24 protein-coding genes are annotated in these 25,749 nt (G+C 59.5%); 9 read left to right on the forward strand and 15 right to left on the reverse strand.

Annotated features, from left to right (window positions below; translation table 11 throughout):
- Window positions 1–70: 70 nt before the first annotated feature.
- From BUA94_RS01745 to BUA94_RS01755, 3 genes are all read right to left on the reverse strand, one after another.
- Window positions 71–649 carry a PhnA domain-containing protein gene (locus BUA94_RS01745; RefSeq protein WP_073008020.1) on the reverse strand — a complete coding sequence of 193 codons (579 nt, stop codon included), beginning with the start codon at window positions 647–649 and terminating at the stop codon, window positions 71–73.
- Between the two features lie 86 nt (window positions 650–735).
- Window positions 736–2,541, reverse strand: coding sequence for a translation elongation factor 4 (gene lepA, locus BUA94_RS01750; protein WP_073008023.1), 1,806 nt, complete (start codon window positions 2,539–2,541; stop codon window positions 736–738).
- 265 nt (window positions 2,542–2,806) lie between these two features.
- Window positions 2,807–3,736: a LysR family transcriptional regulator gene (locus tag BUA94_RS01755; RefSeq protein ID WP_073008026.1), complete on the reverse strand. Its 930-nt coding sequence runs from the start codon at window positions 3,734–3,736 to the stop codon at window positions 2,807–2,809.
- Window positions 3,737–3,816: 80 nt separating this feature from the next.
- Here BUA94_RS01755 and BUA94_RS01760 point away from each other — a divergent pair, with 80 nt between their 5' ends.
- Window positions 3,817–4,338 carry a GNAT family N-acetyltransferase gene (locus BUA94_RS01760; RefSeq protein WP_073008029.1) on the forward strand — a complete coding sequence of 174 codons (522 nt, stop codon included), beginning with the start codon at window positions 3,817–3,819 and terminating at the stop codon, window positions 4,336–4,338.
- A 25-nt stretch (window positions 4,339–4,363) separates the two neighbouring features.
- Entirely contained in the window at window positions 4,364–4,924 is a 561-nt protein-coding gene (locus BUA94_RS01765) for a GNAT family N-acetyltransferase (RefSeq protein ID WP_139250983.1), read from the forward strand.
- Window positions 4,925–4,931: 7 nt separating this feature from the next.
- Here BUA94_RS01765 and mepA read toward each other — a convergent pair whose 3' ends face one another.
- The gene (gene mepA, locus BUA94_RS01770; protein ID WP_073008032.1) at window positions 4,932–5,972 is read right to left on the reverse strand and encodes a penicillin-insensitive murein endopeptidase; all 1,041 of its coding nucleotides are present in this window, start codon (window positions 5,970–5,972) and stop codon (window positions 4,932–4,934) included.
- 179 nt (window positions 5,973–6,151) lie between these two features.
- Between mepA and BUA94_RS01775 the strand changes: the two genes are divergently transcribed.
- Together BUA94_RS01775 and BUA94_RS01780 are read left to right on the forward strand one after the other, a co-directional pair.
- Window positions 6,152–7,201, forward strand: coding sequence for a M42 family metallopeptidase (locus BUA94_RS01775; RefSeq protein ID WP_073008035.1), 1,050 nt, complete (start codon window positions 6,152–6,154; stop codon window positions 7,199–7,201).
- Window positions 7,202–7,422: 221 nt separating this feature from the next.
- Window positions 7,423–7,926 (forward strand): hypothetical protein, encoded by a 504-nt coding sequence (locus BUA94_RS01780; RefSeq protein ID WP_175557976.1) that lies wholly within the window; start codon window positions 7,423–7,425, stop codon window positions 7,924–7,926.
- A 133-nt stretch (window positions 7,927–8,059) separates the two neighbouring features.
- Here BUA94_RS01780 and BUA94_RS01785 read toward each other — a convergent pair whose 3' ends face one another.
- The 11 genes from BUA94_RS01785 to BUA94_RS01835 form a co-directional block, all read right to left on the reverse strand.
- Window positions 8,060–9,121: an aromatic ring-hydroxylating oxygenase subunit alpha gene (locus BUA94_RS01785; protein ID WP_073008041.1), complete on the reverse strand. Its 1,062-nt coding sequence runs from the start codon at window positions 9,119–9,121 to the stop codon at window positions 8,060–8,062.
- Between the two features lie 84 nt (window positions 9,122–9,205).
- Window positions 9,206–9,805, reverse strand: a complete 600-nt coding sequence (locus BUA94_RS01790) for a hypothetical protein (RefSeq protein ID WP_073010682.1) — start codon at window positions 9,803–9,805, stop codon at window positions 9,206–9,208.
- A 126-nt stretch (window positions 9,806–9,931) separates the two neighbouring features.
- The gene (locus BUA94_RS01795) at window positions 9,932–10,582 is read right to left on the reverse strand and encodes an alpha/beta hydrolase (protein WP_073008044.1); all 651 of its coding nucleotides are present in this window, start codon (window positions 10,580–10,582) and stop codon (window positions 9,932–9,934) included.
- Window positions 10,579–11,817 (reverse strand): TCR/Tet family MFS transporter, encoded by a 1,239-nt coding sequence (locus BUA94_RS01800; protein WP_073008046.1) that lies wholly within the window; start codon window positions 11,815–11,817, stop codon window positions 10,579–10,581. The genes BUA94_RS01795 and BUA94_RS01800 overlap by 4 nt, the downstream gene beginning before the upstream one ends.
- 184 nt (window positions 11,818–12,001) lie before the next feature.
- Window positions 12,002–13,609 (reverse strand): B12-binding domain-containing radical SAM protein, encoded by a 1,608-nt coding sequence (locus BUA94_RS01805; RefSeq protein WP_073008048.1) that lies wholly within the window; start codon window positions 13,607–13,609, stop codon window positions 12,002–12,004.
- 151 nt (window positions 13,610–13,760) lie between these two features.
- A complete protein-coding gene (locus BUA94_RS01810; protein ID WP_073008050.1) occupies window positions 13,761–13,961 on the reverse strand; it encodes a cold-shock protein in 201 nt (66 codons plus the stop codon).
- 401 nt (window positions 13,962–14,362) lie between these two features.
- Window positions 14,363–16,048 (reverse strand): methyl-accepting chemotaxis protein, encoded by a 1,686-nt coding sequence (locus BUA94_RS01815; RefSeq protein ID WP_073008052.1) that lies wholly within the window; start codon window positions 16,046–16,048, stop codon window positions 14,363–14,365.
- A gap of 28 nt (window positions 16,049–16,076) precedes the next feature.
- Window positions 16,077–16,694: a hypothetical protein gene (locus BUA94_RS01820; protein ID WP_073008054.1), complete on the reverse strand. Its 618-nt coding sequence runs from the start codon at window positions 16,692–16,694 to the stop codon at window positions 16,077–16,079.
- Between the two features lie 170 nt (window positions 16,695–16,864).
- Window positions 16,865–17,728, reverse strand: coding sequence for an SDR family oxidoreductase (locus tag BUA94_RS01825; protein WP_073008056.1), 864 nt, complete (start codon window positions 17,726–17,728; stop codon window positions 16,865–16,867).
- A 38-nt stretch (window positions 17,729–17,766) separates the two neighbouring features.
- Window positions 17,767–18,606, reverse strand: coding sequence for a TrmH family RNA methyltransferase (locus BUA94_RS01830; RefSeq protein WP_073008058.1), 840 nt, complete (start codon window positions 18,604–18,606; stop codon window positions 17,767–17,769).
- The gene (locus BUA94_RS01835; protein WP_073008061.1) at window positions 18,603–19,544 is read right to left on the reverse strand and encodes a class I SAM-dependent rRNA methyltransferase; all 942 of its coding nucleotides are present in this window, start codon (window positions 19,542–19,544) and stop codon (window positions 18,603–18,605) included. Before BUA94_RS01835 ends, BUA94_RS01830 begins: the two co-directional genes overlap by 4 nt.
- A gap of 266 nt (window positions 19,545–19,810) precedes the next feature.
- Between BUA94_RS01835 and BUA94_RS01840 the strand changes: the two genes are divergently transcribed.
- From BUA94_RS01840 to BUA94_RS01860, 5 genes are all read left to right on the forward strand, one after another.
- Window positions 19,811–20,791: a GAF domain-containing protein gene (locus BUA94_RS01840; protein ID WP_073008063.1), complete on the forward strand. Its 981-nt coding sequence runs from the start codon at window positions 19,811–19,813 to the stop codon at window positions 20,789–20,791.
- Between the two features lie 439 nt (window positions 20,792–21,230).
- On the forward strand, window positions 21,231–21,926 hold the full coding sequence (locus BUA94_RS01845) for an SRPBCC family protein (RefSeq protein ID WP_073008066.1): 696 nt from the start codon (window positions 21,231–21,233) through the stop codon (window positions 21,924–21,926).
- A 75-nt stretch (window positions 21,927–22,001) separates the two neighbouring features.
- Window positions 22,002–22,490, forward strand: coding sequence for a (2Fe-2S)-binding protein (locus tag BUA94_RS01850; RefSeq protein WP_073008069.1), 489 nt, complete (start codon window positions 22,002–22,004; stop codon window positions 22,488–22,490).
- A gap of 65 nt (window positions 22,491–22,555) precedes the next feature.
- Window positions 22,556–24,916 (forward strand): xanthine dehydrogenase family protein molybdopterin-binding subunit, encoded by a 2,361-nt coding sequence (locus BUA94_RS01855; protein ID WP_073008072.1) that lies wholly within the window; start codon window positions 22,556–22,558, stop codon window positions 24,914–24,916.
- Between the two features lie 13 nt (window positions 24,917–24,929).
- Window positions 24,930–25,727 (forward strand): FAD binding domain-containing protein, encoded by a 798-nt coding sequence (locus BUA94_RS01860; RefSeq protein WP_073008075.1) that lies wholly within the window; start codon window positions 24,930–24,932, stop codon window positions 25,725–25,727.
- Window positions 25,728–25,749 lie beyond the last annotated feature (22 nt).

Genomic DNA, 25,749 nt, shown 5'->3' on the forward strand with positions numbered 1-25,749 from the left:
CGGATGAGCCTGAGAGAGCAGGCGGATCTGCCGCTCGGGCACCCCGCCTTGTCCTGTTCTGGCCGGGAAATCAGGCCTTCTTGACGAATTCGGTCAGGATCACGATCCGCTGATCATTGACCCTGCCCTCGATCTGGGTGGCGTTGTCGTGAACCAGAGAGATGTTGCGCACGGCAGTGCCGCGCTTTGCAGTGAAATTCGCGCCCTTGACCTTCAGGTCTTTGATCAGGGTCACCGTATCTCCTGCCGAAAGCACTGCGCCGTTGGTGTCCTTGTGCACGATTGCATCGTCTCCCGCCGAGGCGGCCTGACCGGCTTTTGCCCAGTCCAGAACCTCGTCCTCGAGATAGATCATCTCGAGCAGCTCCTGTGCCCAGCTTTCGCCGGACTGGCGCTTGAGAAGCCGCCAGGCGGAGACCTGTACGGCTGGAACCTGGCTCCAGGCGCTTTCATTCAGGCAGGCCCAGTGGGCCCCATCAAGGGCAGCGCTGCCGGAAATCTGAGAGGCGCAGGTCTCGCACACGAAGATCGCGTGGTCCGCATCCTCGGGCTTGTCCGGGCCGACCGGCAGAACGGAGAGGGTTTCTGCTGATCCGCAAAGCTCGCAGGTGCCGCCGGAGCGCTCCCGCAACAGGGGTTCCAGGCTCATGGTGTGCTCCTATTGGGTCTTGAAAATAGTTCCGCCGGCAATGGCCGGCGGAAAAAGGCAAATCGTTTGCGCTGGAGAGTGAGGTCTCACTCGTCCATCTTGAGGGCCTGGATGAAGGCTTCCTGCGGAATCTCCACCTTGCCGAACTGGCGCATCTTCTTCTTACCGGCCTTCTGCTTTTCCAAGAGCTTGCGCTTACGGGTCGCGTCACCGCCGTAGCACTTGGCGGTCACGTCCTTGCGAAGGGCGGAGATGGTTTCACGGGCAATCACGCGGGCGCCGATGGCGGCCTGGATCGGGATCTTGAACATGTGCCGCGGGATCAGCTCTTTCAGTTTCTCGCACATGGCGCGGCCGCGGCGCTCGGCCTGGCTGCGGTGCACGAGAACGGACAGAGCATCAACCGGCTCGTCGTTGACCAGGATCGACATCTTCACCAGATCGCCCGCGCGGTAGTCGGAGATCTGATAGTCGAACGAGGCATAGCCCTTGGAGATGGACTTCAGGCGGTCGTAGAAGTCGAAGACCACTTCGTTCAGCGGCAAGTCATAGGTGACCATGGCGCGGCTGCCGACGTAGTTCAGGTCGATCTGCAGGCCACGACGCTCCTGGCAGAGCTTCAGGATGCCGCCCAGATATTCGTCCGGCGTCATGATTGTCGCACGGATCCACGGCTCGCGGATCTCGGCCACCTTCACGATGTCCGGCATGTCGGCCGGGTTGTGCAGATCCAGCACAGTGCCGTCGGTCAGGGTCATGCCGTAGACCACGGACGGTGCGGTTGCGATCAGGTCGAGATTGAACTCGCGCCACAGACGCTCCTGAATGATTTCCAGGTGCAGCAGGCCGAGGAAGCCGCAGCGGAAGCCAAAGCCCAGAGCGGCCGAGGTTTCCATCTCGAAGGAGAAGCTGGCGTCGTTGAGGCGCAGCTTGCCCATGGCAGCGCGCAGATCCTCGAAATCGTTCGCATCCACCGGGAAGAGGCCGCAGAAGACCACCGGCTGAGCCGGCTTGAAGCCCGGCAGAGCTTCGGCGCAGGGCTTGCGGTCATCGGTGATCGTATCCCCGACGCGGGTGTCGGCAACTTCCTTGATCGACGCGGTCAGAACGCCGATCTCGCCGCTCTTCAGTTCATCGACCTGCAGGAATTTCGGTGTCATCACGCCGACGCGGTCGACGTCATAGACCACGTCCGTGCCCATCATCTTGATACGCTGGCCCTTCTTGAGGGAGCCGTCGATGATGCGGACGAGAACCATCACGCCCAGATAGGTGTCGTACCAGCTGTCGACCAGCATCGCCTTCAGCGGGCCGTTCGGATCACCGGTCGGAGCAGGAAGCTGCTTGACGATGGCTTCCAGAACCGTGTCGACGCCCATGCCGGTTTTGGCCGAAATCATGCAAGCTTCGGCGGTGTCGATGCCGATGACGTCTTCGATCTGTTCCTTGATCCGGTCCGGCTCGGCCGCCGGCAGGTCGATCTTGTTCAGAACGGTCACGATGTCGTGGTTGTTGTCGATGGCCTGATAGACGTTGGCCAGCGTCTGGGCTTCCACGCCCTGGCTGGCGTCCACGACAAGCAGAGACCCTTCACAGGCCGCCAGCGACCGGGAGACTTCATAGGCGAAGTCAACGTGGCCTGGCGTGTCGATCAGGTTCAGGATGTACTGCTGTCCATCCTGGGCATTGTAGATCAGTCGCACGGTCTGCGCCTTGATCGTGATGCCGCGCTCGCGCTCGATGTCCATCGAGTCGAGAACCTGCGAGGTCATTTCGCGGTCGGTCAGCGTTCCCGTCATCTGGATCAGCCGGTCGGCAAGCGTCGACTTGCCGTGGTCGATGTGAGCCACGATGGAGAAATTGCGGATGTTGGAAATCTTCTGCGTCGTCATGGCGCTCGTTTACCACTGGCAGCGCAGAACGCAAAGGGATTTGGTGACTTCACGCGCATAAGCGAGCTGACTTATCCATCGTTCCAGCAGGCTGTTGTCCGATAGGAAGTCGGCTCATCGGCGGGCGGGAGGGATTTGATACCTCAAGCCGTTACAGGGTTCGCCTTGGAGCCGGATCTGACGCCAGTAAAAACCGGATGATCAAGCGTTGCGGTTTATGACTTAGAAGTGCCCGATCAGCAGCTATTTCCTGACCTGAGACGGGTCAGACGGTGGGAGTCAGTCCGGACAAGCTGTCACGCAGGACCCTGCCAAGTTTTCTGCCTTCCGAGGCAATCTCCCCGGCAAATTCGAGAAGTGCCGGCTGGTCGAGAGCCGTGAGTGACTGCACCACCAGGGCAATATCCCGGTAAAGTGGTTCAATGTCGGAGACGTCGATCTCGACGAGTTCGCCGGAACTCAAGGCATCGGAAACCGTCGAGCGGACGAAGAAGCCGACGCCATGGCCGGAGAGCGCAAGATTGCGGCCCGGATCCGTCGGCAATTCCACGCGCGAGCCGGCTGCCTGAGCCGCCGAAATGGCGCGGTGCGGCGCGATCTGCCACCAGTTCAGGGTCAGGAACCGGGGCGCTTTTTCCAGAACGCGGGCAAGGGTTGGCTTGGGGCCGAATTCTCTTGCAAGCTCGGGGGCCGCAACCAGTGGCGCATCTTCCCGGATAATCAGCAAGGGCTCCGCCGAGGTCAGCAGCGGATCAAGGTTCGGCCAGCACATGACCGCAAGGTCCACATCCCGCTCGTGCAGCATGGCGGAGATCTGATTGTGACGGCCTTCGCGGATGACCACATCCATATCCGGGTGGCGCTTCTGGTATCGCACCAGCGGTCCGCTGATCAATGGCATGATCATGGTCGACAGGGAGCCGACAGCGACCCGGCCACGCTCCGCGCGTCTCAGTGTTTCGCGGGCTTCCTGCAGCACGCCGAGCATGCGGCGGCAATAGGGAAGAAAGCTCAAGCCCTGATCGGTGAGGCGGACCTGCCGTCCCCGGTTGAACAACTGCGCGCCTATGTCATTCTCAAGGGCCTGAATGCGCATGGAGACGGTTGCCTGAGTCACGTTCAGCCGGGCGGCGGCCTTCGTGAAACTGCCGTCGCGCGCAACCCTGTCAAATGTGCGAAGTTGTTCGATATCCATTTGATCTTCTGATGCGAAACATAATTTCTTTTAGCAAACTAAGAGATATTATGAGTGAACCTAATTTGAAAGAGCTTTTCATGCATCTGAGAGACGCAATCGGGGAGGACGTTCCAGCCCTTCTGAACATCCATAATGATGCGGTCCGCACCTTGAAGGCGATCTGGACCGACAGGCAGGAGACGCTGGAAAGCCGAAGGGCATGGTTTGATGCCCGCAAGGCCGCCGGGCTGCCGATCATCGTGGCGGAAGATGAAAGCGGTCAGGTGGTTGGTTACGGGTCATTTGGACCTTACCGGGAAAAGGAAGGCTTCCGCCTGACCATGGAGCACTCGGTCTATGTTTTGCCCGAAGCGCGAGGGCTTGGCGCTGGCCGTGCCTTGCTGGAGCGCCTGATCGAGGTTGCCCGGCAAGATGGCTATCATGTGCTTGTGGCCGCCATTGACGGCGAGAACACCGGCTCAGTCGCGCTTCATGAAAAATGCGGTTTCAAGGTTGTTGGCCGTCTGCCTCAGGTCGGCATGAAGTTCGGTGACTGGCTGGATCTGGTGCTGATGACGCTGCTGCTCGATGACAAGACAAACCCGCCCGCTGACCGCTAGTGGCTGTGAGGCCCGGAACGACATCATGACCACGCAAGCTTTGACGATCCGCCCTGCCGTCCTTGAGGATGTTCCGGCGCTGCTTGAAATCCATAACTTCGCTGTCTGCAATCTGACGGCCGCCTGGACCGAAATCCAGGACAGTTTGCAGGACCGGGAAACCTGGCTGAAAGACCGGCAGAAGGCCGGCCTGCCGGTGTTCGTCGCGGTCGAAGGCAATGCCGGGAAGGTGATCGGGTTTGGAACCTATGGGCCGTTCCGGGCAAGGTCCGGCTACCGGCTGACGGCGGAGCATTCCATCTACGTCTGTCCGGATGGACAGAGATCCGGCGTTGGAAGAGCGCTTCTGGAACGGCTGATCACCAGCGCCCGGGGCGAGGGCTATCATGTGCTGATCGGTGCCGTGGATGGCGAGAACGAAAAGTCCATCGCCTTCCACCGCAAGATGGGTTTCGAGATTTCAAGTCTCTTGCCCCAGATTGGCACCAAGTTCGGCCGCTGGCTGGATCTGCATTTCGCGACCCTTGTGCTGAACGATGCGCCGGCCCCTGCGTCCAGCTTGCCGGAGCCCACAGCTTCGGCCTGATCGCGCCTTACTGTGCAGTCAGGACCTGCTTGCAGCTCGGGGGCAGGGCTGCCAGGGCCATCGGCTTTTTCTTCACCACCTTCTCGGGCTTGCTGGGCTTCTTGGGCACCCAGGGCTCATCCGAAAGCCACCAGGTCAGTTCCTTGCCGCAACCATCGCCCGGAGGCGGTGTGTCCTGATCCTTGCAGCCCTCGCTGCCGGCAGGGCAGGCGAGGCGGACATGGAAGTGATAGTCATGGCCCCACCAGGGGCGGACTTTCCGCAGCCAATCCCGGTTCTTGCCGGTTTCAAACTTGCAAAGCGCCTGCTTGATCGCCGGGTTGACGAAAATCCGGGCCACCCGGGGATCGCTTGCCGCGCTGCGGATCAGCCGGGCGCGGCTGTCTGACCATTTCTTCGGGTCGACGCTGCGGTCAGCCCCAGTCACATCGATCGGACCTTTCAGCATGGAGACGGCCGAAATGTTCTCGCGCTCCTCGCGGGTCAGGGTCCGGTTTGGCATTTCGGTCAGCCAGATGTCCGCGTCTAGGCCGATCTGGTGGCTGGCATGGCCGGATGTCATCGGCCCGCCGCGCGGCTGGGCGAGGTCGCCGACAAGCAGTCCCCGCCATCCCTGCGAGGGAGCATCGGCCGCAAGGTCTTCAAGAAACCGGATCAGGTCCGGATGCCCCCAGTTCCGGTTGCGGGACAGGCGCATGACCTGCCAGGTCGGGCCATTCACGGGCAGTGCGTTGCCGCCGGAAAGGCAGCCCTTCGCATAGGATCCGATGGCGCGGGCCTGAAGGGCTGCCGGGGTCTTCATGGCCCCGAAATAATCCTTCGCGGGCGCGTCGTCCTTGAGGGATGCAAGACGCGGATTGCTCCCTTGCGCCTTCGCAGCGGCGGGCGCTTGCGCCGGGCTTGCGGCAGTCTCTGCCACTGATGGCTTGGAGGGCGGCAGCGGGGCTTCCGCAAAGGCTTGTGAGGCCAGAAGCACAGCCCCAGCCGCCAGTGCGGGCCGGAGGGAGAACCGCGCAGCAAGGCGCAATGTGGGGATGGATAGGGTCATCTTGGCAAACTCCCGGCCTCGCCGGTCCCGCTGATTTTATGGTCCAAGCTTGAGACCAAGCCTTCTGCCCGGCAAGGGGCCGGGTGTTTCCTTCTGTGGGCAACGGCCAAGCCCTTTTCAGAACCAAGGGCTTGGGGGTAGGGTGCCTGAATTGCAATTCTGTCTTCAGGGATCAGAAAATGAATATCGACCTTCTCCGCCGCCTTTGCGAAACCCCGGGCGTTCCCGGTCACGAGCATCGGGTCCGTGATCTTATTCTCAAGGAGATCGAAGGCCTTTTTGACGAAGTGACTGTCGACCCCATGGGGTCGCTCCTGTGCAAGCGTGATGCCCGCAAGTCGCCCAAGAAGGGGGCGGATCCCAAGAAGGTCATGCTGCTCTGTCATATGGACGAGATCGGCTTTCTGGTGTCGCATATCACCGACAAGGGCTTTCTCTATGTTCAGCCGGTTGGCGGGTTCGATGCGCGCAACCTGTTTTCGCGTCGTGTTCTTGTCTCTACAGATGATGGCGACTTCAAGGGCGTGATGAACCCGGGCGGCCGCCCGATCCACATTTCATCTCCCGAAGAACGCAAGAAGATTCCGGAGCCCGCCGAATTCATCATCGATCTCGGCATGACCGGCGAGGACGCCAAGCAGAAGATCCGCATCGGCGACATGGTGACCATGGATGAGCCACTGATCGAGGTCGGCAGCAAGATTGTCTCCAAGGCGCTCGATAACCGCATCGCCTGCTGGCTGGGCATCGAGGCCATCCGTGCGCTCGGCAAGGCCAAGCACACCTGCGAGATCCACGTTGCCTTTACCTGTCAGGAAGAGGTCGGACTGCGCGGTGCCCGCACCGCGGCCTATGCGATCAAGCCGGATATCGGCTTCGGGGTCGACACCACGCTTGCCTGCGACACGCCGGGCGTTCCCGAGCAGGACCGCACGACGGTTCAGGGCGAAGGCTTTGGCCTGCACGTCAAGGATGGCTCGTTCATCGCGGACCGGGATCTGGTGAAGGAACTGGAAGCCCTGGCCATTGCGGAAAAGATCCCGTTCCAGCGCACCATGCTGCGCTCGGGTGGTCAGGATGGCGCTGCCGCCCAGCAGGCCGCAGCCGGTGCGAAGGCTGTCGGCATTGTCGTCGGCACCCGCTACATCCACACGGTGACCGAGATGATTTCCAGCAAGGATCTGGTCGCAGCCCGTGACATTCTGGCTGCCTACCTGAAGCAGGCCTGAGGGCAGGAATGAAATCGGAGCGTCCCATAAAACAGGGCGCTCCGAATACACTGTGGGAAGGGTCTGGAATATAGTTCAGGCGTTGTAAAATGACATTTTATTCGTGAATCTACGAGGTTGATAAGTAGTTGATATAAATGATTAGATTTCTATTGATTGCATTTTTGGTTTCTTGCCTCTCTCCGTCTGCGTTTTCTTCGGAAGATCGTCGAGCTGATTTGTTGAGTGAAAAAATTGAAGAGGCTTTAGTCGCGTCTGATAGAGCTCAACCTTATTTCAAGGAACTCGAGGTATATTTTTATAATTCTACTGATGAAATATCAAAGGAAGTGATTTTATCACTTAAAAGCGAATTCAGCTTTGAATTGATGGGCCAAAATTCTCGAGATTCTCTCGATTATTTTAAGTTTGGTGATGTTTGGGTCATTAATGAGCCTCTTTCTGTAGTGGAGCACAATCCTCTTTTTCAGTTATTTTATATGATGAACAAAGATTCAAATGTTGTTGAGCTAGGGCAGGCGATAGAGCGGATTGATAATCTATCCATCTATCACTCGAATAAGATGTATGAATTCGTTTGTTCTGCGCTACTTAATGAAAGCCCAAAAGAAAACAGACGCCCTCTTAAAATGCTTGTTTACTCAAACGGTAATTTTTCAAATGGAGATGTCCAAAAGTGCTTGATCACTTTGGTGTCCATATATGCGAAAGTAAGCTCAGAATAAAATATAATCTGATGGTGATTTTCTGGGTCATTTCTCGTCTATCGGCGCGCAGCGTATTCAGACGGCTTGTCTTAAGCTCGTCTTCTTAAGGGCGAAAATCCTCAAACTGAACCACGCAATTCCCCGAGCCTTTTCAGCTCATCCAGCGCAGGACCCGGCCCTTGACCGGGTTTTCGAAGGGGCGCTTTTCTGCGGAGGAATTGGCCCATTCCCGCTTCAGCTGCATCCACCAGCGGCCCTGTGTATCAGCGTCGTTGATGAGCATGAGCTTGGGATTGTACTCAAGCCCTTCGCGCTGCTGAACAACCACCCGCCGGTCCTGATCCAGGAACACGTTCATCAGATGGCGGACGAGCGGCTTCAGCGGCTTGACCCAGCCCATGGTGGACCAGAACATCTGCCGCACTTCGGTCTCGTCCTCGGTGACGGGGGTAATCGTGGTAAGGCCGACGACGGAATGCTTGTCGCCCTTGATGTGTTCGATCCGCAGACCCGGCAGGCGGTAGCTGATTTCCGTCGTCACATTGTCGCCGAGCAGGTAGCGGTAGGCAATGTTCTGAGGCGGGATCTTGTGGCGGACCATGGCCCAGCCAAGTTCCGCAGCCTCGAACTGCTTCTCCTTGGGGCGGAGTTTCGTGCCGTTTTTCTTGAACCACCAGGACGTGTGAACGAAGGCGGCGTGGGTCGGGTCCATCAGGCCGAGAGCCGCGTGGTCCACCGAGCAGACGAAATGCTGCATGATTTCAACGCTCGGGCCCTGATCCACCGCGAAGTCTGGCAGCATCGGCGGCTGTGGCTGGCGGCCGTCTTCGGGCTTTTCGCCGTTTTCAGCGAAATAGACCCAGACGAGGCCCTGCTGCTCGATGCAGGGATAGGCACCGCAGGTGATCTTGGAATAATCGATGGTCTGGTATTCATGGGTGGAGGGAATGTCGACGCAGGTGCCGTCCGTTCCGAATTTCCAGCCATGATAGCAGCACTGGACGTGCTCGCCGTCGAACCAGCCATGGCGGAGCGGAATGCCCCGGTGCGGGCAGATATCGCGCAGGGCGAAGACCTTGCCATGCTTGTCACGGCCGAGAAGGACCATTTCGCCCATCAGCTTCTTGCCGGTCATGGCGCCAGGCTTGATGTCTGAACCTGGGCAGGCGACGTACCAAAGTCCGCGCAGCAGCTCCGCCTTCAGATTATCCATGTCCGCTTAACCCTTGCTGATCGATGTCCTCAACGGGGTGTAGCGGAGGCTGGTGTCTGTCTCAAGCGTGGAAATGCGGATCTCTCAGGCGTAGCCTTCAAGGAGATCGGCGAGCTGGGGACCGGTGCCCGCATAAAGCGAGCTGACAGAGGCGCTCTGGTAGCTGGCGCTGGTGTTGCCGAAAAGAGCCTGGATCGACGAGGCGCTGGCCGAGCGGACAGACAGTCCCGAGGACGAGCTGTAGGATGCCCGCTCATAGGAGACAAACTGAGCGGACAGGCTGTTCCCGCCCATGCTGGCTTCGATGGTCGTGGTGGAGACGGTGGCGGCTTCAAAGGCGGCGGAGGTTGCCGCCTCGGTGTCTTCGCTGCTGACATCCATGCCAAGGGCCTGCTTCAGCTGGTTTGCAGCCTTCTGGTAGTCTTCCATCTGCTTCATGGCCTTGCGGGCGCTGTTTTCAGCGCTTTCGCCACGGCGGAATTCCACGGCAGCCTGCAGAGCTGCAACAACGGAAGAATCTTCGGCCGCCTTTTTGGAAGCCGATTCCAGAGCGGAGGATGTTGCCGAGGAGGCGCTGGCATCGGAGGAGCCAGAGGTCTTGGCTGCAGACGTGCCGCCACTTGCGACCGACGAAAAGGTCGCCAGACTTGCACTCTGCCTGGTGGTCTCGATGGAAATCTGCATCCTGCGCCTCATCTGAACCGGCGGCTTTGCCGCCTGAACCAAATCCTTTGGTTCGTCTGCACACTGCCAGATGAAGTCTTAAGATCCTGTTAAGTTTTGCTGTCGCAATTGCAGAATGCGAGAGGATCAGGCAAAGGCTGAGGCGAGAAAGCGCCCGCCAAGCACCATGACCCGTTCATCGATGGAGTGATCCAGGCCGGTCAGCATGTGGGCGTCAACAGTGACCCCGGCGCGTGTGAGAGCGGCTTCTGCCGCGGTCAAAAAATCCGGCGCCACCACATCGTCTGCATCCCCATGTACGATCAGGACCGGCGTGTCCGTCTGGATGTCATCCAGCTTCGATGGGCCGGGCAGCATTCCTGAAAAGGCAAGCAGGGCCGCAGGTGCCGGGTGACGGCGCAAGGTTGTCTGGAACGCCATGGCTGCCCCCTGGCTGAAGCCGACGACAGCAAGCTGGCGATTGTCCAGGCCGTAGTGCTTCAGGGCGGTATCCATCAGCGCTTGCAGTTTGGGGGCGGCAGCCTCAGCGCCTGTTTCGATCTCCCGCATGTCTCTTTCGCTCAAGGCGAACCATTGCCGGCCAACAAGGCTTTCATGGGGAAGGGGCTCTGGTGCATCCGGTGCGATAAAGACCGCGTCCGGCAACACGCCGGACCAGGCGCGCCCAAGAGCGATGAGGTCTGCGCCGCAAGAGCCGTAGCCATGAAGCAGCACAACAAGCTGGCGGGCCTTGCGGCCTCCTGCAGGTTCGATCCGGTGAACGGTGCTGGCTGTCACGCAGGGGCTTCCTCTTCGGACGTGTCCTTCGAGCGGGCAACCCGCGTCAGGAGGTAGGACAACACGATCAGGACACCTGCCAGCGCAAAGGGAATGCCCGGGAAGTAGATCGGTGTGTCATCGGCGGTGAAGGCGCTGAACAGCTGGGTCATCACGAAGGGGCTGATCACCATGGCAATGCCGGAAACGCTGGACACGAAGCCCTGCAGTTCGCCCTGGGCATTGTCCGGAATGGCATTTGCCATGAGGGCGGAAAAGGACGGGGTGGCCAGTGCGCCGAGCGAGGCGAAGGGCAGGAACAGGAACACCATCCAGCCCGCATCGATGACGGCAAGACCGGCGTAGGCAATGACATTTGCGCCGAGCGCGAAGGTCAGCGTCTTCATCGGACCAAGCTTCGGTTCCAGCACCCGGATCAGATAGCCCTGAACGAACGCAAAGCCGATGCCGACGACGGCAAGAGATCCGCCGATTTCCGCCGGACCCCAGCCGAAGGTTTCGCCCGTGTAATAGCTCCAGACCGCCGGATAGACGTAATGGGCAATATCGAACAGCAGCAGGGCAAGAAGATAGATCCTCACCGGCGGATAGTCTGCCAATTGCTTGAGCGCACCGAGAGGGTTGCCACGTTTGATGTCGAACGGGCGGCGGTTCTCTTCCTTCAGTGTTTCCGGCAGGAAGAAGAAGCCATACAGAAAATTCGCGAGCGAGAGCGCTGCCGCTGCAAAGAAGGGCGCGCGCGAGCCATATTCTCCAAGGAACCCGCCAGCAACAGGTCCGAGAATGAAGCCGATCCCAAAGGCCGCGCCGATGAGGCCGAAATTGCGTGCCCGCTGCTCCTTTGTGGAGACGTCGGCGATATAGGCGGAGGCAGAAGAGAAGTTCGCTCCCGCGACGCCCGACAGGGTCCGTCCGATGAACAGGATGGCCAGACTCCCGGCCATCGCCATGATCATGTAATCCACGGCCAGAACCAGCATGGAAATCAGCAGAACAGGTCGGCGCCCATACCGGTCCGAGAGGTTGCCGAGCGTCGGTCCGCACAGGAACTGCATCAAGGCGTAGACGACGCTCAACGCTCCGCCCCACTTTGCGGCCTCACCAACGGTGGTCTCTGTCAGCTCAACCAGCAGCGACGGCAAAACCGGCATGATCAGGCCGATGCCCATTGAGTTGATGGCGACGGTCGCGAAGATGAAAATGAGGGCCTTGCGGGTGGAGACGGGCTCTCCCATGGACACGGACCTTCCTGTGAGCGGTGCGCAGTGAAACGGCCCGCGCTGGGCAGGCATGAGCCGCCCTTATCACACCAAGTTCCTGGGACGTTCAACCGGAATTCGGCTGCACGCCCGGACAGGATCCGCTTTTCAGGCTGAGAGTGATCCCGGCCCGGAGATCCGGGCCGGAAACAAGCGATCGTTATTCAGCAGCAACCAGTGCCGGGGCTTTCCAATCTCCCCGTTCGATCTCTTCAATCTGCTTGTCGATCTGGCCAACGACATAGCGGGAGAAGGGACCAAGGTGCACATAGAGCGCGATCATCATCATGACCGGCTTCACGGCACCAAAATTATGGAAGGCTGTGTGCATCAGCGTGCGCCAGAACGGACCGCGGTAGGTCGTGTTCTTGAAGGTCATCGCCCACACCAGCTTGCCGAACATTTTCAGGTCATGCATCAGGCCAGCGCCGATCAGGGAGCCGTTCTCGCCCTCCATGTTCAGCATATCCGCCACTTTGCGCACCCGGCCAAAATAGGCTTCCGGCGAATAGATCTCGTCGATGATCTTGCGGTAGTCCCTGAGGATCTTGGCCCGGTCGCGAACGGTTTCGAAGTTGAGGCCGGAGGTGCACTGATCGCCGAACCCGTCGTCTTCCTCGAAGTGATCGAAGCCGGTATGCAGACGGCCTTCCTTTGCAAGGCGGCGCGTCAACTGCGTGTTGGGCAGGGCAAAAAGCAGACCGGCCATGGAAACCGGAATGGCCGCTTCCTCGATCAGGGCCGTGATCTCGCTGGCCACCTGATCGCTTTCCTGGTCAAAGCCGACAATGAAGCCGGCCAGCACCCAGATCCCGGCGTCATAGATCTTGTGAACGCTCTTGGCGATGTCGCGGCGGGTGTTCTGCTTCTTGCGGGTGGCGTTGAGAACTTCCGGATCCGGGGACTCGATCCCGATGAACACGGAGAAGAAGCGGGCCTGCTGCATCAGCTTGAGCAGGGCTTCGTCATCGGCAAGATTGAGCGAGGCTTCGGTGGACATTTCGAACGGATTGTTCCGGTCCTTCTGCCACTTGATCAGTTCCGGCAGGAAGCCCTTCACCGCCTTCTTGTTGCCGATCAGATTGTCATCCACGAAGTCGACATGGCCGCGGTAGCCAAGGTCATAAAGCCGGTCCAGCTCCGCGAGCATCTGCTCATTGGTCTTGGTGCGCGGAACGCGGCCATAAAGCTCGATGATGTCGCAGAATTCACAAGTGAACGGGCAGCCGCGGGAATACTGGACATTGACCTGGACGTAATTTTCAAACTTCAGCAGATCGAAGCGGGGGATCGGCGTGGAGGTTACATCCGCCTTGAACTTCTCGGCAGAGAAGGTGCCGGACCGCTCTCCCTGCGCCCAGGCCTCAAGGAAGCGTTCCAGAATGCCTTCAGCCTCGCCCAGCACGCGGAAATCGGCTTCCCGGTAGACGTCCGGGCTGGAGGTGGCGTCCGGGCCGCCAACGACCACGGGAACGTTTCTCGCCTTGCACTGACGGATGACCTTGAGCGCATCGGCCTGCTGGGGAAGCATGCCGCCGGTGAAGACCATGTCGGCCCAATCCAGGTCCTTCTCCTCATAGGGATCGGTGTTCCTGTCGATCAGGCGAACGTTCCAGTTTTCCGGCAGCATGGCTGCAACGGTGATGAGGCCGAGTGGCGGTGCCGGATATTTTGCGCCGATCAGTTCGCATGTCGCACCGTAGTTCCAAAAGGAACCGGCGCTGAAACGCGGAAAAACAAGCAATACATTGCAAACATCGGACGCCATTCAAAAAATCTCCAGGGTCGCTTCCGCTGAAATTCGGTGCCAAAGCAAATAACGAGAATAAAGCAAAATAATGCCTGCGAAAGTCCCCAAAGAGACCGGCCAATAAAAAAGGGCGGTGAACCGCCCTTTCATCCAGAAACTTTCGCTTCCGTTAGAGAACCTTGAGGTCCTCTGCAATGGCTTCACCACGGCGCCAGTTGAGGTCAAAGGCAACAACCTGACCTTCGCGCAGCGTGCTGATACCAGAGCGCCGCAGGGCAGCGCTGTCGACGAGGATGTCCTCGCCCTGTTCCGGTTCGATGGAACCGATACCTCGGTTCAGGTCAAACCACTTTACGTTTCCATGATACATGGAGTCAGTACTTCCGTTCTTATAATTCTGACATCTCAACACTCTGCTCTTAGCGGAGGTTTTCGACGTCCTGATGACAGTTATTTATGAAATACCCGCCCTAGCCTTTGGCTTAGGCCTCTTAATCAGCATCGGCGAAACAGATTAATGTTTCGTTAGCCATATTGGCGGATGCGGGGGGAGGCTGCCAGACGTGAGGCTGGCAAGGCGGCTTAGACATTTCGTCTGCAGTCCCTATTTGGGGAGGTCTGGGCAGAATTACAAGATGTCATTGCGATAAAAAAGAAAATCTGGCGGCAGGTGGAGCCCGGGACAGCGCTTCTGTGTGCAAGAGACAGAAAAAAGACCGCGCCCTGGAGCGCGGCCTTTCGGATTTTAGTCTTTACTTGTCTGCCTTTAGGTCAGGCAGCCTTCACCTCCGAGAGGAACCGGTGCATAGCATCGCGCAGTTCCGTCGAGCGCACATGAAGATGTTCGACGGCGTGGCGCATGTCGGCGCTCAGCTCACCAGTCTGGTTTGCGGAGCTGCTGACATCCGTGATCGACTGGGACACGCTCTTGGTGCCGTCGGCCGCTTCCGTGACATTGGTCGCAATCTCGCTGGTCGCCAGATTCTGCTGCTCCGTGGCCTGAGCCATGGAAGAGGTCCGTTCGGCAATGGAGCGAACCATGTCGGCGACGCTGCTCGTTGCGGACATGCTGTCGTCGGCTGCCGCCCGCATTTCGCTGATCTGGCGGTCGATTTCCTCGGTCGCCTTGGAGGTCTGGGTCGCGAGTGCCTTCACTTCCGATGCCACGACCGCAAAGCCCTTGCCTGCTTCCCCGGCACGTGCGGCTTCAATCGTCGCATTCAGGGCAAGAAGGTTGGTCTGGTTCGCGATCTCGTTGATCAGGCTGGTAACGTCGCCAATCTTGGCAACCACCTGCTGAAGGGTGCTGACCGCCTGGTTCGACCGTTCCACTTCGTGGGAAGCGTCGCTCGCCAGCTGCGAGGAAGCGCGCACCTGTTCGGTGATGGCGCGGATGGAGGCGGACATTTCTTCCGCAGCACCAGCAACCGTGTTGACGTTCGCTGTTGCCTGTTCGGCTGCGGCGGAAACTGACATGGCCTGCTGTGACGTGCCATTGGCAATTTCAGACAGCGTGCCCGACTTGTAATTGAGGGTGTCGAGCTGCTGGATGATTTCCTCACTGATGCTGAGGACGGTGCGTTCGAAGTCGCCTGCAACGCGTTCCATTTCGGCGCGCTTTTCGATCTCCGCCAGTTCCCGCTGGTGAGCGGCCTGCTCTTCAAGTTCGCGCGTCTTGATGAGGTTCAGACGGAAGATCTTGAGAGCCCCGCCCATGGTGCCGATTTCATCCGTACGGTCGCCGAAGTCCACGGTCTGGTCGGTATCACCCTTGGCCAGGCTTTCGACGATCTTGTTGAGGCGAGCCAGCGGCCGCGAGACAAGGGCGTGGTTGATGAAGCCAAGAGCGACGGCGAAGGCAACAATCAGGACGGCACTCGTCAGGGCAATGAACTTGACGGCGGTCAGCTCAGCGCTCTGTTCGGCCAGGGCTGCAGCTTCCAGCCCGTTCAAGGTGTTGGCCAACTTGATGCGGCTTGCCTCGATGGCGCTCATCAGGTCGCGGCTTTCCTTGGTGAGTTCCATGGCCCGGGCCAGGTCCACCGTCTTGGGATCTCGCATGAAGGCAACCTGTTTGCCGGCAAATCCATTGCTCCAGGCCGACCAGGCCGCATTCATCTCGCCGATCTGGCTGCTGGCCTCTGGTGCGAATTCCTGAATGCCTGACTTCAGCGTTGTGAAATTGTCAGCAATCGAAACGCGGGTCTCCTTGGCCCGGTCGAGCCAGGCCCGGTCACCGGTCAGAAGGAATGTCTTGATCGACAGGGCTTCGGAATTGATTTCGCCACCGAGCGTCAGGGCTTCTGTTGCCAGCGTGCTGACCTCGGAGGCGATACGCACTTCATTCATAGCGCCGACCGTCTTGATGTAAGACAGTCCGCCGGCAATCGCGCCTATCAGGGCAAGAGCGAAGAAGGCGGTCGCGCCTTTTTTCGTGACAGATATATTTCCCAGCATTTTCATGGCTCTTTCGACTGGTACGCGATTAGCTAGCGGGAGTGTTGCGGCGCTGCAGTTCGGTCAGGTTGATCTCGATGGTCGCGGCGCCAATGGCCTTGCCGCTCTCCTGGCTGGCGATGGTCATGTTCAACTGGGTGCGCCAGATCTTGAGATCTTCATCCCATTCGGGTTCGTCGATGAACACGGCATCCGCAGCAACCGGGAAGGTCTTCTGGAACTTCGCTTCATCTCCCTGCCAGTAGTCACCGGTGATGGAGCTTTGGCCAACGTTGAGACCGTTCGCATCCATGATGAACAGTTCGGTGAAAAGGCCGAGGTTCTGTGCTTGCACGCGCAGTAGATAGATCGAGAGTGGGGCGCTTAGAGTTGCGGAGATGAGCGGCTTGTCGTCCTGCTCGCGCTCCTTGACCCACTGCTGGTCCAGGGCGTCGATTTCACTCTGGCTCAGCGAGCCGCGCAGATCGTTCTGTGCGTTGATAGAGAGATCGACGATCGGATTTGCAAGCCATTCACGGACGGACGCAATGACCTTCGGAGTGATCAATGCTGCAACGTCCGGGGCGGCGGGCTGCGCGAAAACGGTGGTCGGAAGCAAACAGCCGAGAACAGTCAGGGCCCTGGCGAAACCGGTTTTTGTTGGCATTTTGGGTCACCTAGAGTGTGTTGAGTGACCCGGATACTGCGCTCAAAATGTTAAAGAAAACTGGATGTTGATTCCGAAAGGTGCCGTAAAAGCACTGACAAAAAATACAATAAAAGAGAAAAATATCGAAATTTTGAGTATTTTTTTGTGAAAAAATTTTCCTGAATGATCTATTTGTTCTCTTGCTCAATTATATTTTTTAGTGCGGATCTGAAATCTGGAAGACGGAAGTTGTATTCAAGAACTTCCTTGATCTTTCTATTCGAGACTCGCTTGTTTTCTCCATAGAAAGACCTAGCCATGGGCGTTAGTTTCGCATCTTCGAAAGCAGTTTCTTCCGGTGGTTGAATTCCGAGTAGTAATGCCGCGTGGGAAACCACATCCTGAGGCGGAGCCGGCTCATCATCGGTCAGATTGAAGATGTTGGTTTGCGGCTTCTTCATCGAGGCAGCCAGGGCTCCGGCGATGTCTGCAACATGGATGCGGTTGAACACCTGACCGGGCTTGATCAGCCGCCGTGCGGTGCCCTTGCGCAGGTTTTCGAGCGCGTTTCTCCCTGGTCCGTAAATGCCGGACAGCCGGAAGATCTGGACGGGCAGCTCTTCGGTTCCGGCAAAGTCGAGCCAGGCCTCTTCTGCCGCCACCCGCTGGACAGAGCGCTTCGAGACGGGCTTGCAGGGAGTGGTTTCATCCACCCAGGCGCCGTCATGGTCACCATAGACGCCGACAGTCGAAAGATAGGCAATCCACTCGGGGCGCGCCCGTGCGATGTCCTGGCCATGATGAATGAGGACCGGATCACCGGTTTCATCCGGCGCGATGGACAGGAGAACATGCGTTGCTTCTGCCAGCGCTTCGGCAATGCCCTCGCCGGGTTTTTCTCCGTCAAACAGAAACGGGGTGATGCCTTTTGCGCGAAGCATTTCCGCCTTTTCAGCAGAACGTGTCGTGCCGCCGATCCAGTCGAATGTCTCACGCACTTCTTCGATGAATGCCTGAGAAGAATAGCCTGCGCCGAAAACGAAAAGCCGCATCAAAGACCCCGGTCCTGTCTGGTTTTCTGTCTAGATCTTTAGAGTTCGAGCTGCTTGCGGCGGATCTCGTAGAGAGAGATGCCCGTCGCCACGGCAAGATTGAGGCTGTCCGCCTGTCCCACCTGGGGAATGCGGATCAGCGTCTGGCAGCAGCTTGCCATATCGTCTTCCAGCCCCTGCTGCTCATTGCCCATGAGCAGGAGCGTCGGTTCCTTGTACTCAGGCGTGCGGTAATCGACGGAGCCTTTCAGATGGGTGCCAACCACGCTGCCGGGCCAGCTGGCCGCAAGCTGCTTGAACTTGTCCTTCTGCATCTTGACCAGTGGCACATGGAACAGGGACCCCATGGTTGCCCGCACGGTTTCAACCGCGAATGGGTCGGTGCAGTCGCCCACAAGAATGACACCGGAAGCACCGACAGCGTCGGCGGTGCGGATGATTGTTCCGAGGTTGCCCGGATCGCGGACCCGGTCGAGGGCGATCCAGACCGTGGACTGGCGCGGGTCAACAGCTTCCGCATTCAGCAGGCGCTGTTCGTAGACACCGACCACCATCTGCGGGTTGTCCTTGCGGGTCATGGCCGCCATCACCGCGGTGTTGACCTCGAGGATCAGGGCGCCACGCGCCTTGGCCGTTGCTGCAGCCTTCTGGGCGATCGGGTTGTCGCGTGCTTCCGGGCCAATGGCCAGATAGGAACAGGCCCAACCGGCATCGAGTGCGTCAGTGGCAAGTTTCAGACCTTCTGCGACGAAGAGACCGGACTGGGTCCGGAACTTGCGCATGGAAACCAGCCCCTTGATCTCCTTGACGATTGGATTTGAGTGGCTGGTGATCTGCTTGACCGCGCCAGTGCGCTGGGGACGGGACGTATCGGTCATCGGCTGCTCCAGCGCGTGAAGAGGGACGTGGACAGGGCGCGCTTGCCGTCTTCTTCGCGCAGCACCAGTTCGCCGGACTCCAGCAACCCGCCCTGGCTGGTCAGGGTCTCGGCCATCAGCTCGTGAATAGACACAAAGCTGGAACGGATCGCATAGGCGGTCAGGATCATGAACAGCGCGTCTTTCGACAGGATCTGCCGCAAGTTGTCCAGCATCTCCGGCAGGCAGGTGTAAATGTCCCAGACCTCGCCTTTGGGGCCGCGGCCGTATTTGGGCGGATCGAGAATGATGCCGTCATAGGTGCTTCCGCGGCGCACTTCGCGGGCGACGAACTTGGAGGCGTCCTCGCAGATCCAGCGGATCGGCAGATCCTCAAGACCGGAAAGCTCCTGGTTTTCGCGGGCGTAGGTGATCGCTTTCTTGGAAGCGTCCACATGGGTCACCTGCGCGCCCTCTGCTGCCGGAAGCAGCGAGGCAAGCCCAGTATAACCGAAGAGGTTGAGGATCTTCAGCGGCTTGTCTGGCTGACGTGCCTTTTCTTCGCGGATCTTGCCGCTGACCCAGTCCCAGTGGGCGGCCTGTTCCGGAAACACGCCCACATGGCGGAAAGACATGAACCGGCCGACATAGCGTGCCGGGCCATAGGCCATGTTCCAGGTTTCCTCGACATTGCCGGAGAACTTCCAGCGGCCGGGGCCTTCCTCGTCCGTGTCGCCGGTGAAGACCGCATCCGCCTTGTCCCAGGCGCTCTGCTTCAGGCGCGGCTTACCCATTGCCTGGGGTTCGGGCCGGTCAACCGTGTAGCGGCCATAGCGCTCCAGCTTGCGGCCGTTGCCCATGTCGAGCAGGCGGTAGTCTTTCCAGCCGCGTGTTTCGAGGATCACGGGCCAGGTCTGCTTGGGAGGCTGGCCGGGAAGGGGCAGGGCAGTATCCGTCAAGGGGTCTCTCGCGGGTTCGATCTTGTTTGAGCGTCGCCTTAGTCTTGATATGGCCCGGGGTCAATCGCCCGGCCATGGTTCGACGCTGTGCTTCGCGCCAGTGTATCTCCAAAAGAGCGCTCTCTGTCGATGAATTCCCGCATGACTGTCCGGAACAGGCCTCCGCCGATGGTCGCAAGCTAATTCCTTTGACAAGCCTGCCGTTGTTTGCTCGACTTGAGGTGGCGCTGGGGAAGCCGTCCGGCGTTGAGGGAGGAGAACGGCTGATGGCACCTGCAAGCATGGCGGCATCTCACGTGGATGTGGTTGCGGCAACCGTCCGCGACAGCATGAATGCTGCGACGTCGATCGTGGCCGCATCCTGGCGGCGGTCGATGATCTACTATGGTCTCGATCCGGCTAAGTCTTCCTCTCCCGTGCGGCTTGAAGCCTCCGCGCTGGCCATTTCCCGCGAGCGTAACGGCAAACTCCTTGAAATTGCCCGGCCAAGTCTCGAGCGCCTGTTTCACACCGCCGGCCGTGCGGGCTGTTGCGTGGCGCTGACCGATGCGGATGGCATGGTGCTGGAAACCAGCACGACAGCGGGAGACCAGAAGGCCTTTTCGGAATGGGGTCTGGTGGAAGGCGCGGTCTGGAACGAGGCCAGCGAGGGGACCAACGGTATCGGAACCTGTCTTGCCGAAAAGCGGCCCGTGATCATTTTCCAGAACCAGCATTTCCGGGCCAAGAATATCGCGATGAGCTGCATGGGCGCGCCTATTCATGATGCTGCCGGTGAGCTGATTGCTGTGCTGGATGTTTCCAACTGCCGGAACGACCTGACCCAGTCCTTCGCCCAGGTGCTCGGTGCTGTGGTGACTGAAAGTGCGAGAAGCGTCGAGACAGATCTTTTCCGTGCGTCGCATCCCGGTGCCCGTTTCATCATGACCGAAGGCCACGGCGTTGCCGGAGTGTCTCTGCTCGCCGTGGATGAAGACGATCTGGTGATCGGCGCGTCCCGTCTTGCCCGCCGCACTCTGGGCATCACCACGGAAAGCCTGAGTCTGCTGCCTGCATTGTCCGAGGTTCTTGAGGGGGCAGATATCCGGCAGGGGATTGGCCGGGCGGAAAAGTCGGAAATCCGCAGGGCCTTGTTACGGCGCAAGGGCAACGTGACGGCGGCCGCCAAGGATCTCGGGATCAGCAGGGCAACCATGTACCGCCGCATGAACCAGCATGGTCTGAGCGCTGAGGAAGCCGGCAGCTGACGGCTTGCCTGTAAAGGGTGGTCAAAACGGCACTGTCTCACGTTTGAGACAGTTTCCCGGCAGGGTGGATGGAGGTGCTTTGCTTTCGGATCCGCTCCTGCGCACACTTCCGCTGCGGATGGCTGGCCTTTGCCAACCCCGGAATACGAGGCTTTGGGAGGAGCTGAGTGGTAGAGGCGATAGATTGCCGGAAAACCGGGGGTTTGCTCCGGATATGGGCTGGTTTTCGTCGCAGGATCTGTCTGCCGGGCAAGGCACTTGTCTGGCGGAATATGACGCAAGTTTCACATTCTCTGGTTGATGTGGTCTTGCAACCGCCTGATTTAACAGTCACATTCCTTTCCAGTGTAGCGCGCTTCCGCCTTCTGGCCCTGCCGGTGGCGGCATTCCCTTCGCGCACCGCCTTGTCTGACAGCAGTTCATCGAAAGGCCTCGTCACATGGAAATGACCGGCAAATATGTAATTCCCGCAAGCCGGGAGGCGGTCTGGCAAGCTCTGAACGACCCTGCAATCCTGAAACAGTGTATCCCCGGCTGTGAAGAGCTCGAAATGACGAGCCCGACCGAGATGACTGCGCAGGTCACCAGCAAGATCGGTCCGGTCAAGGCCAAGTTCAAAGGGGAGGTGACCCTTCAGAATATCAATCCGCCCGAGAGCTATACCATTGCCGGAGAGGGCAAGGGTGGAGTTGCCGGCTTTGCCAAGGGCGGTGCGGATGTGCATCTGGAAGAAAGCCCGGAAGGCACGATCCTGACCTACAATGCGACCGCTCAGGTTGGCGGCAAGCTGGCCCAGCTCGGCAGCCGTCTGATCGATTCCACTGCCCGGAAGATGGCCGATGAGTTTTTCGGCAAGTTTACCGAAGTGGTTGGCGGCGAAGCGGCAACCGAAACCACAGACGATGACGAGCTGGACGCGGGCGAGATCGCCGCAGCTCAGGATGCCGCGGTTGATGAGGCTCCGGTGCTTCTGTCCGAAGCGGTAACGGACATCGAACATGCGGTCGAGGACAAAATCCACGACACGGAAGAAAAGATCGAGGTCGCCGCAGGCAAGGGAGTCCTGGGCGGGCCGTTTGTCTGGGGGCTGATTGCCCTTGCGGCCTTGATAGCAGTTCTTGCGGTTCTGAACTGAGGGTTCGGAACCGGGAATAAGGTTTCCGCCCCTTGTCGCGAAGGGGACGGTTCGGAAATTCAGAGGGAGAGAAAAATGACGACAGTGTCTATGACATTGAACGGCAAGAAGGTCTCGGCAAATGTCGAGGATCGTACCCTTCTTGTCCATTATATCCGCGAGGCGCAGAACCTGACCGGCACCCATGTCGGCTGCGATACCTCCCAGTGCGGGGCCTGCGTGGTCCACGTCAATGGCGAAGCGGTCAAGTCCTGCTCCATGCTGGCTGTTCAGGCCAATGGCGCAGACGTGACGACCGTCGAAGGTCTTGCAAGCGGCGGCGAACTGCATCCGGTTCAGGCCGCTTTCCGTGAACATCATGGCCTGCAGTGCGGCTTCTGCACCCCGGGCATGATCATGACCGCCGTCGACATGATCCGCCGTCACGGTGCCAACCTCGATGAAAAGACGATCCGTCACGAGCTGGAAGGCAATATCTGCCGTTGCACGGGCTACCACAACATCGTCAAGGCGATTAAGGCGGCAGCCGATCAGATGGCGGCCATGAAGACCGCGGCAGAATAAGCCGGGCACATCGCCAATCTGACGGAATCCAGAGGGAAATACCGAGCTGGCTTGGGAGACACGCCATGGGAGTTCAAGGTATCGGGGCACGCGCCCTTCGCAAGGAAGACAAGCGTTTCATCACCGGCAAAGGCCGTTACACAGACGACATGACCCTGCCGCGCATGACCTATGCGGCATTTGTCCGCTCACCGCATGCCCACGCCAAGGTGGTCAGCATTGACGCTTCCGCCGCGCTGGAAATGCCGGGCGTCGAGGCGGTTCTGACCGGTGAGCAGCTTGTCGGTGACGGCATCGGCAATCTGATCTGCGGCTGGATGATCCATTCCAAGGACGGCACGCCGATGAAGATGGGCGCGTGGCGCGCTCTAGAGCCGGAAACGGTCCGGTTCGTAGGTCAGGCAGTCGCCGTGGTGATTGCGGATACCCAGGGCCAGGCCCGGGATGCCGCAGAATCCGTGGTGGTGGAATATGAAGAGCTGAACGCCGTTGTCAGCACCATCGATGCCTTGAAGGGCGGTGCGCCGCAGCTTCATCCGGAAGCGCCGGGCAATCTGATCTATGACTGGGACATCGGCGATGAAGCGGCAACCAATGCTGCCTTCGACGCTGCTTCAACCGTCGTTCAGATGGATCTCGTCAACAACCGTCTGGTGCCCAACCCGATGGAGCCGCGCGCAGCTGTTGCGGATTATGATGAGGCGGAAGAGCATTATACGCTCCACACCACCTCCCAGAACCCGCATGTGGCGCGCCTGGTGTTGTCTGCCTTTTACAATGTCGCGCCCGAGCACAAGCTGCGTGTCATTGCTCCGGATGTCGGTGGCGGGTTCGGCTCCAAGATCTTCATCTACCCGGAGGAAATTGCCGCGCTCTGGGCCTCCAAGCGCGTCGGCCGTCCGGTGAAGTGGGTCTCCGACCGCACCGAAGCCTTCCTCACCGATGCCCACGGCCGTGATCACGTCTCGCATGCGGAGCTGGCTCTGAATGCGGACAACAAGATCACCGGCTTCCGGGTCAAGACCGTTGCGAACCTCGGCGCCTACATGTCGCTTTTCTCGTCTTCGGTGCCGACCTATCTCTATGCGACACTGTTGTCCGGCCAGTATGATATCCCGAACATCCACTGCAACGTGAAGGCGGTCTACACCAACACGACGCCGGTCGATGCCTATCGCGGTGCCGGCCGTCCGGAAGCGACGTTCCTGGTGGAGCGTATGATGGAAACTGCCGCCCGTCAGGTCGGCCTGTCTCCGGCAGAGTTCCGCCGCAAGAACTTCATCCGTTCCTTCCCGCATCAGACCCCGGTGATCATGTGCTACGACGCCGGTGACTATGATGCGACGCTGGATGCGGCATTGAAGGCCATCGATTATGACGGCTTTCCGGCCCGCAAGGCGGAAGCGGCCAAGCGCGGCAAGCTGCGCGGTCTCGGCCTGTCCTGCTATATCGAAGCTTGCGGCATCGCGCCTTCTGCGGCCGTCGGCTCCCTTGGTGCTGGTGTCGGTCTTTGGGAATCCGCCGAGGTTCGCGTGAACCCAGTCGGCTCCATCGAGGTTCTGACCGGTTCCCACAGCCACGGTCAGGGTCACGAGACGACTTTTGCCCAGCTGATCTCCGAGCGCTTCGGCGTGGATACGGACAGTGTCTCCATCGTTCACGGCGACACGGACAAGGTTCAGTTCGGCATGGGCACCTACGGGTCCCGCTCCGGTGCGGTCGGCATGTCCGCCATCGTCAAGGCTCTGGACAAGGTCGAAGCCAAGGCCAAGAAGATCGCAGCCCATCTGATGGAAGCCTCTGAAGGGGACATCCAGATCGAGGGTGGTGAGCTGAAGGTTGCAGGCACCGACAAGAAGCTGACCTTCACCGAAGTCGCGCTGGCGGCCTACACCGCTCACAACCTGCCGGAAGGCATGGAGCCGGGCCTCAAGGAAGGCGCCTTTTACGATCCGACCAACTTCACCTTCCCGGCAGGCACCTATGCCTGCGAAGTGGAAGTGGATCCGGAAACCGGCAAGACGGAGATCATCAACTTCGTTGCCGCCGATGACTTCGGCAAGATCATCAATCCGATGATCGTGGAAGGCCAGGTCCACGGCGGTATCGCTCAGGGTGTCGGTCAGGCGCTTCTGGAGAGCGTGTCCTATGACGAGACCGGTCAGCTGCTGACGGCCTCCTACATGGACTACGCCATGCCTCGCGCCGATGACCTGCCCTCCTATACGCTCCTGACCACCGAAACCATCTGCCCGGGCAATCCGCTCGGTATGAAGGGCTGCGGTGAGGCAGGGGCCATTGGTTCGCCGCCGGCGGTGATCAACGCCATCACCGACGCCATCAACAACAACGACCTCGCCATGCCGGCAACGCCGCAACGCGTCTGGCTCGCAAGCCGGGCTGCGCTCGCTCAGGCCGCCGAATAAGGGAGACCGAAACATGTATGAGACCCACTATCACAGGGCAGCCTCCGTCGCGGATGCGGCGGCTCAGATGGAAAAGGCCGAGGACGGTAAATACCTGTCCGGCGGCCAGACCCTGATCCCGACCATGAAGCAGCGTCTGGCGGCGCCGAGCGATCTGATCGATCTGCGCCATATCGCGGACATGAAGGGCATTTCCGAGGAAGGCGGCGCTGTGAAGATCGGCGCTGCCACCAGCCACAACGCGGTTGCGACCTCGCCTGTCGTCCAGCGCCTGATTCCGGGCCTTGCGGCCCTTGCCGGCGGCATCGGCGACCCGGCAGTGCGCCACATGGGCACAATCGGCGGTTCGATTTCCAACAATGATCCGGCTGCCGACTATCCGTCTGCCCTGATCGCGCTGGGCGCGACCGTCACCACCAACCAGCGCAGCCTGTCCGCCGAAGACTTCTTCACGGGCATGTTCGACACGGCGCTGGATGAGGGTGAGATCGTCACTTCGGTTAGCTTCCCGGTTCCGGAAAAGAGCGCCTATTCCAAATATCCGAACCCGGCCTCCCGCTATGCCATGGCTGGCGTTTTCGTGGCCAAGGGCAAGGATGGCGCGGTGAAGGTCGCTGTCACCGGTGCTGGCCAGAACGGGGTCTTCCGGGTCGAGGAAATGGAAAGCGCCCTGTCGTCCAACTGGTCTTCGGATGCAGTCGCAGGCATTTCCGTATCTGCGGATGATCTTCTGTCGGACATCCATGGTTCTGCGGAATACCGGGCCAATCTTGTGACCGTCATGGCCAAGCGTGCTGTTGCCGCTGCCTGAACGGACGCTCCGATTGAAAAAG

It is taken from the genome of Roseibium suaedae (genome assembly GCF_900142725.1).
Lineage (GTDB): Bacteria > Pseudomonadota > Alphaproteobacteria > Rhizobiales > Stappiaceae > Roseibium > Roseibium suaedae.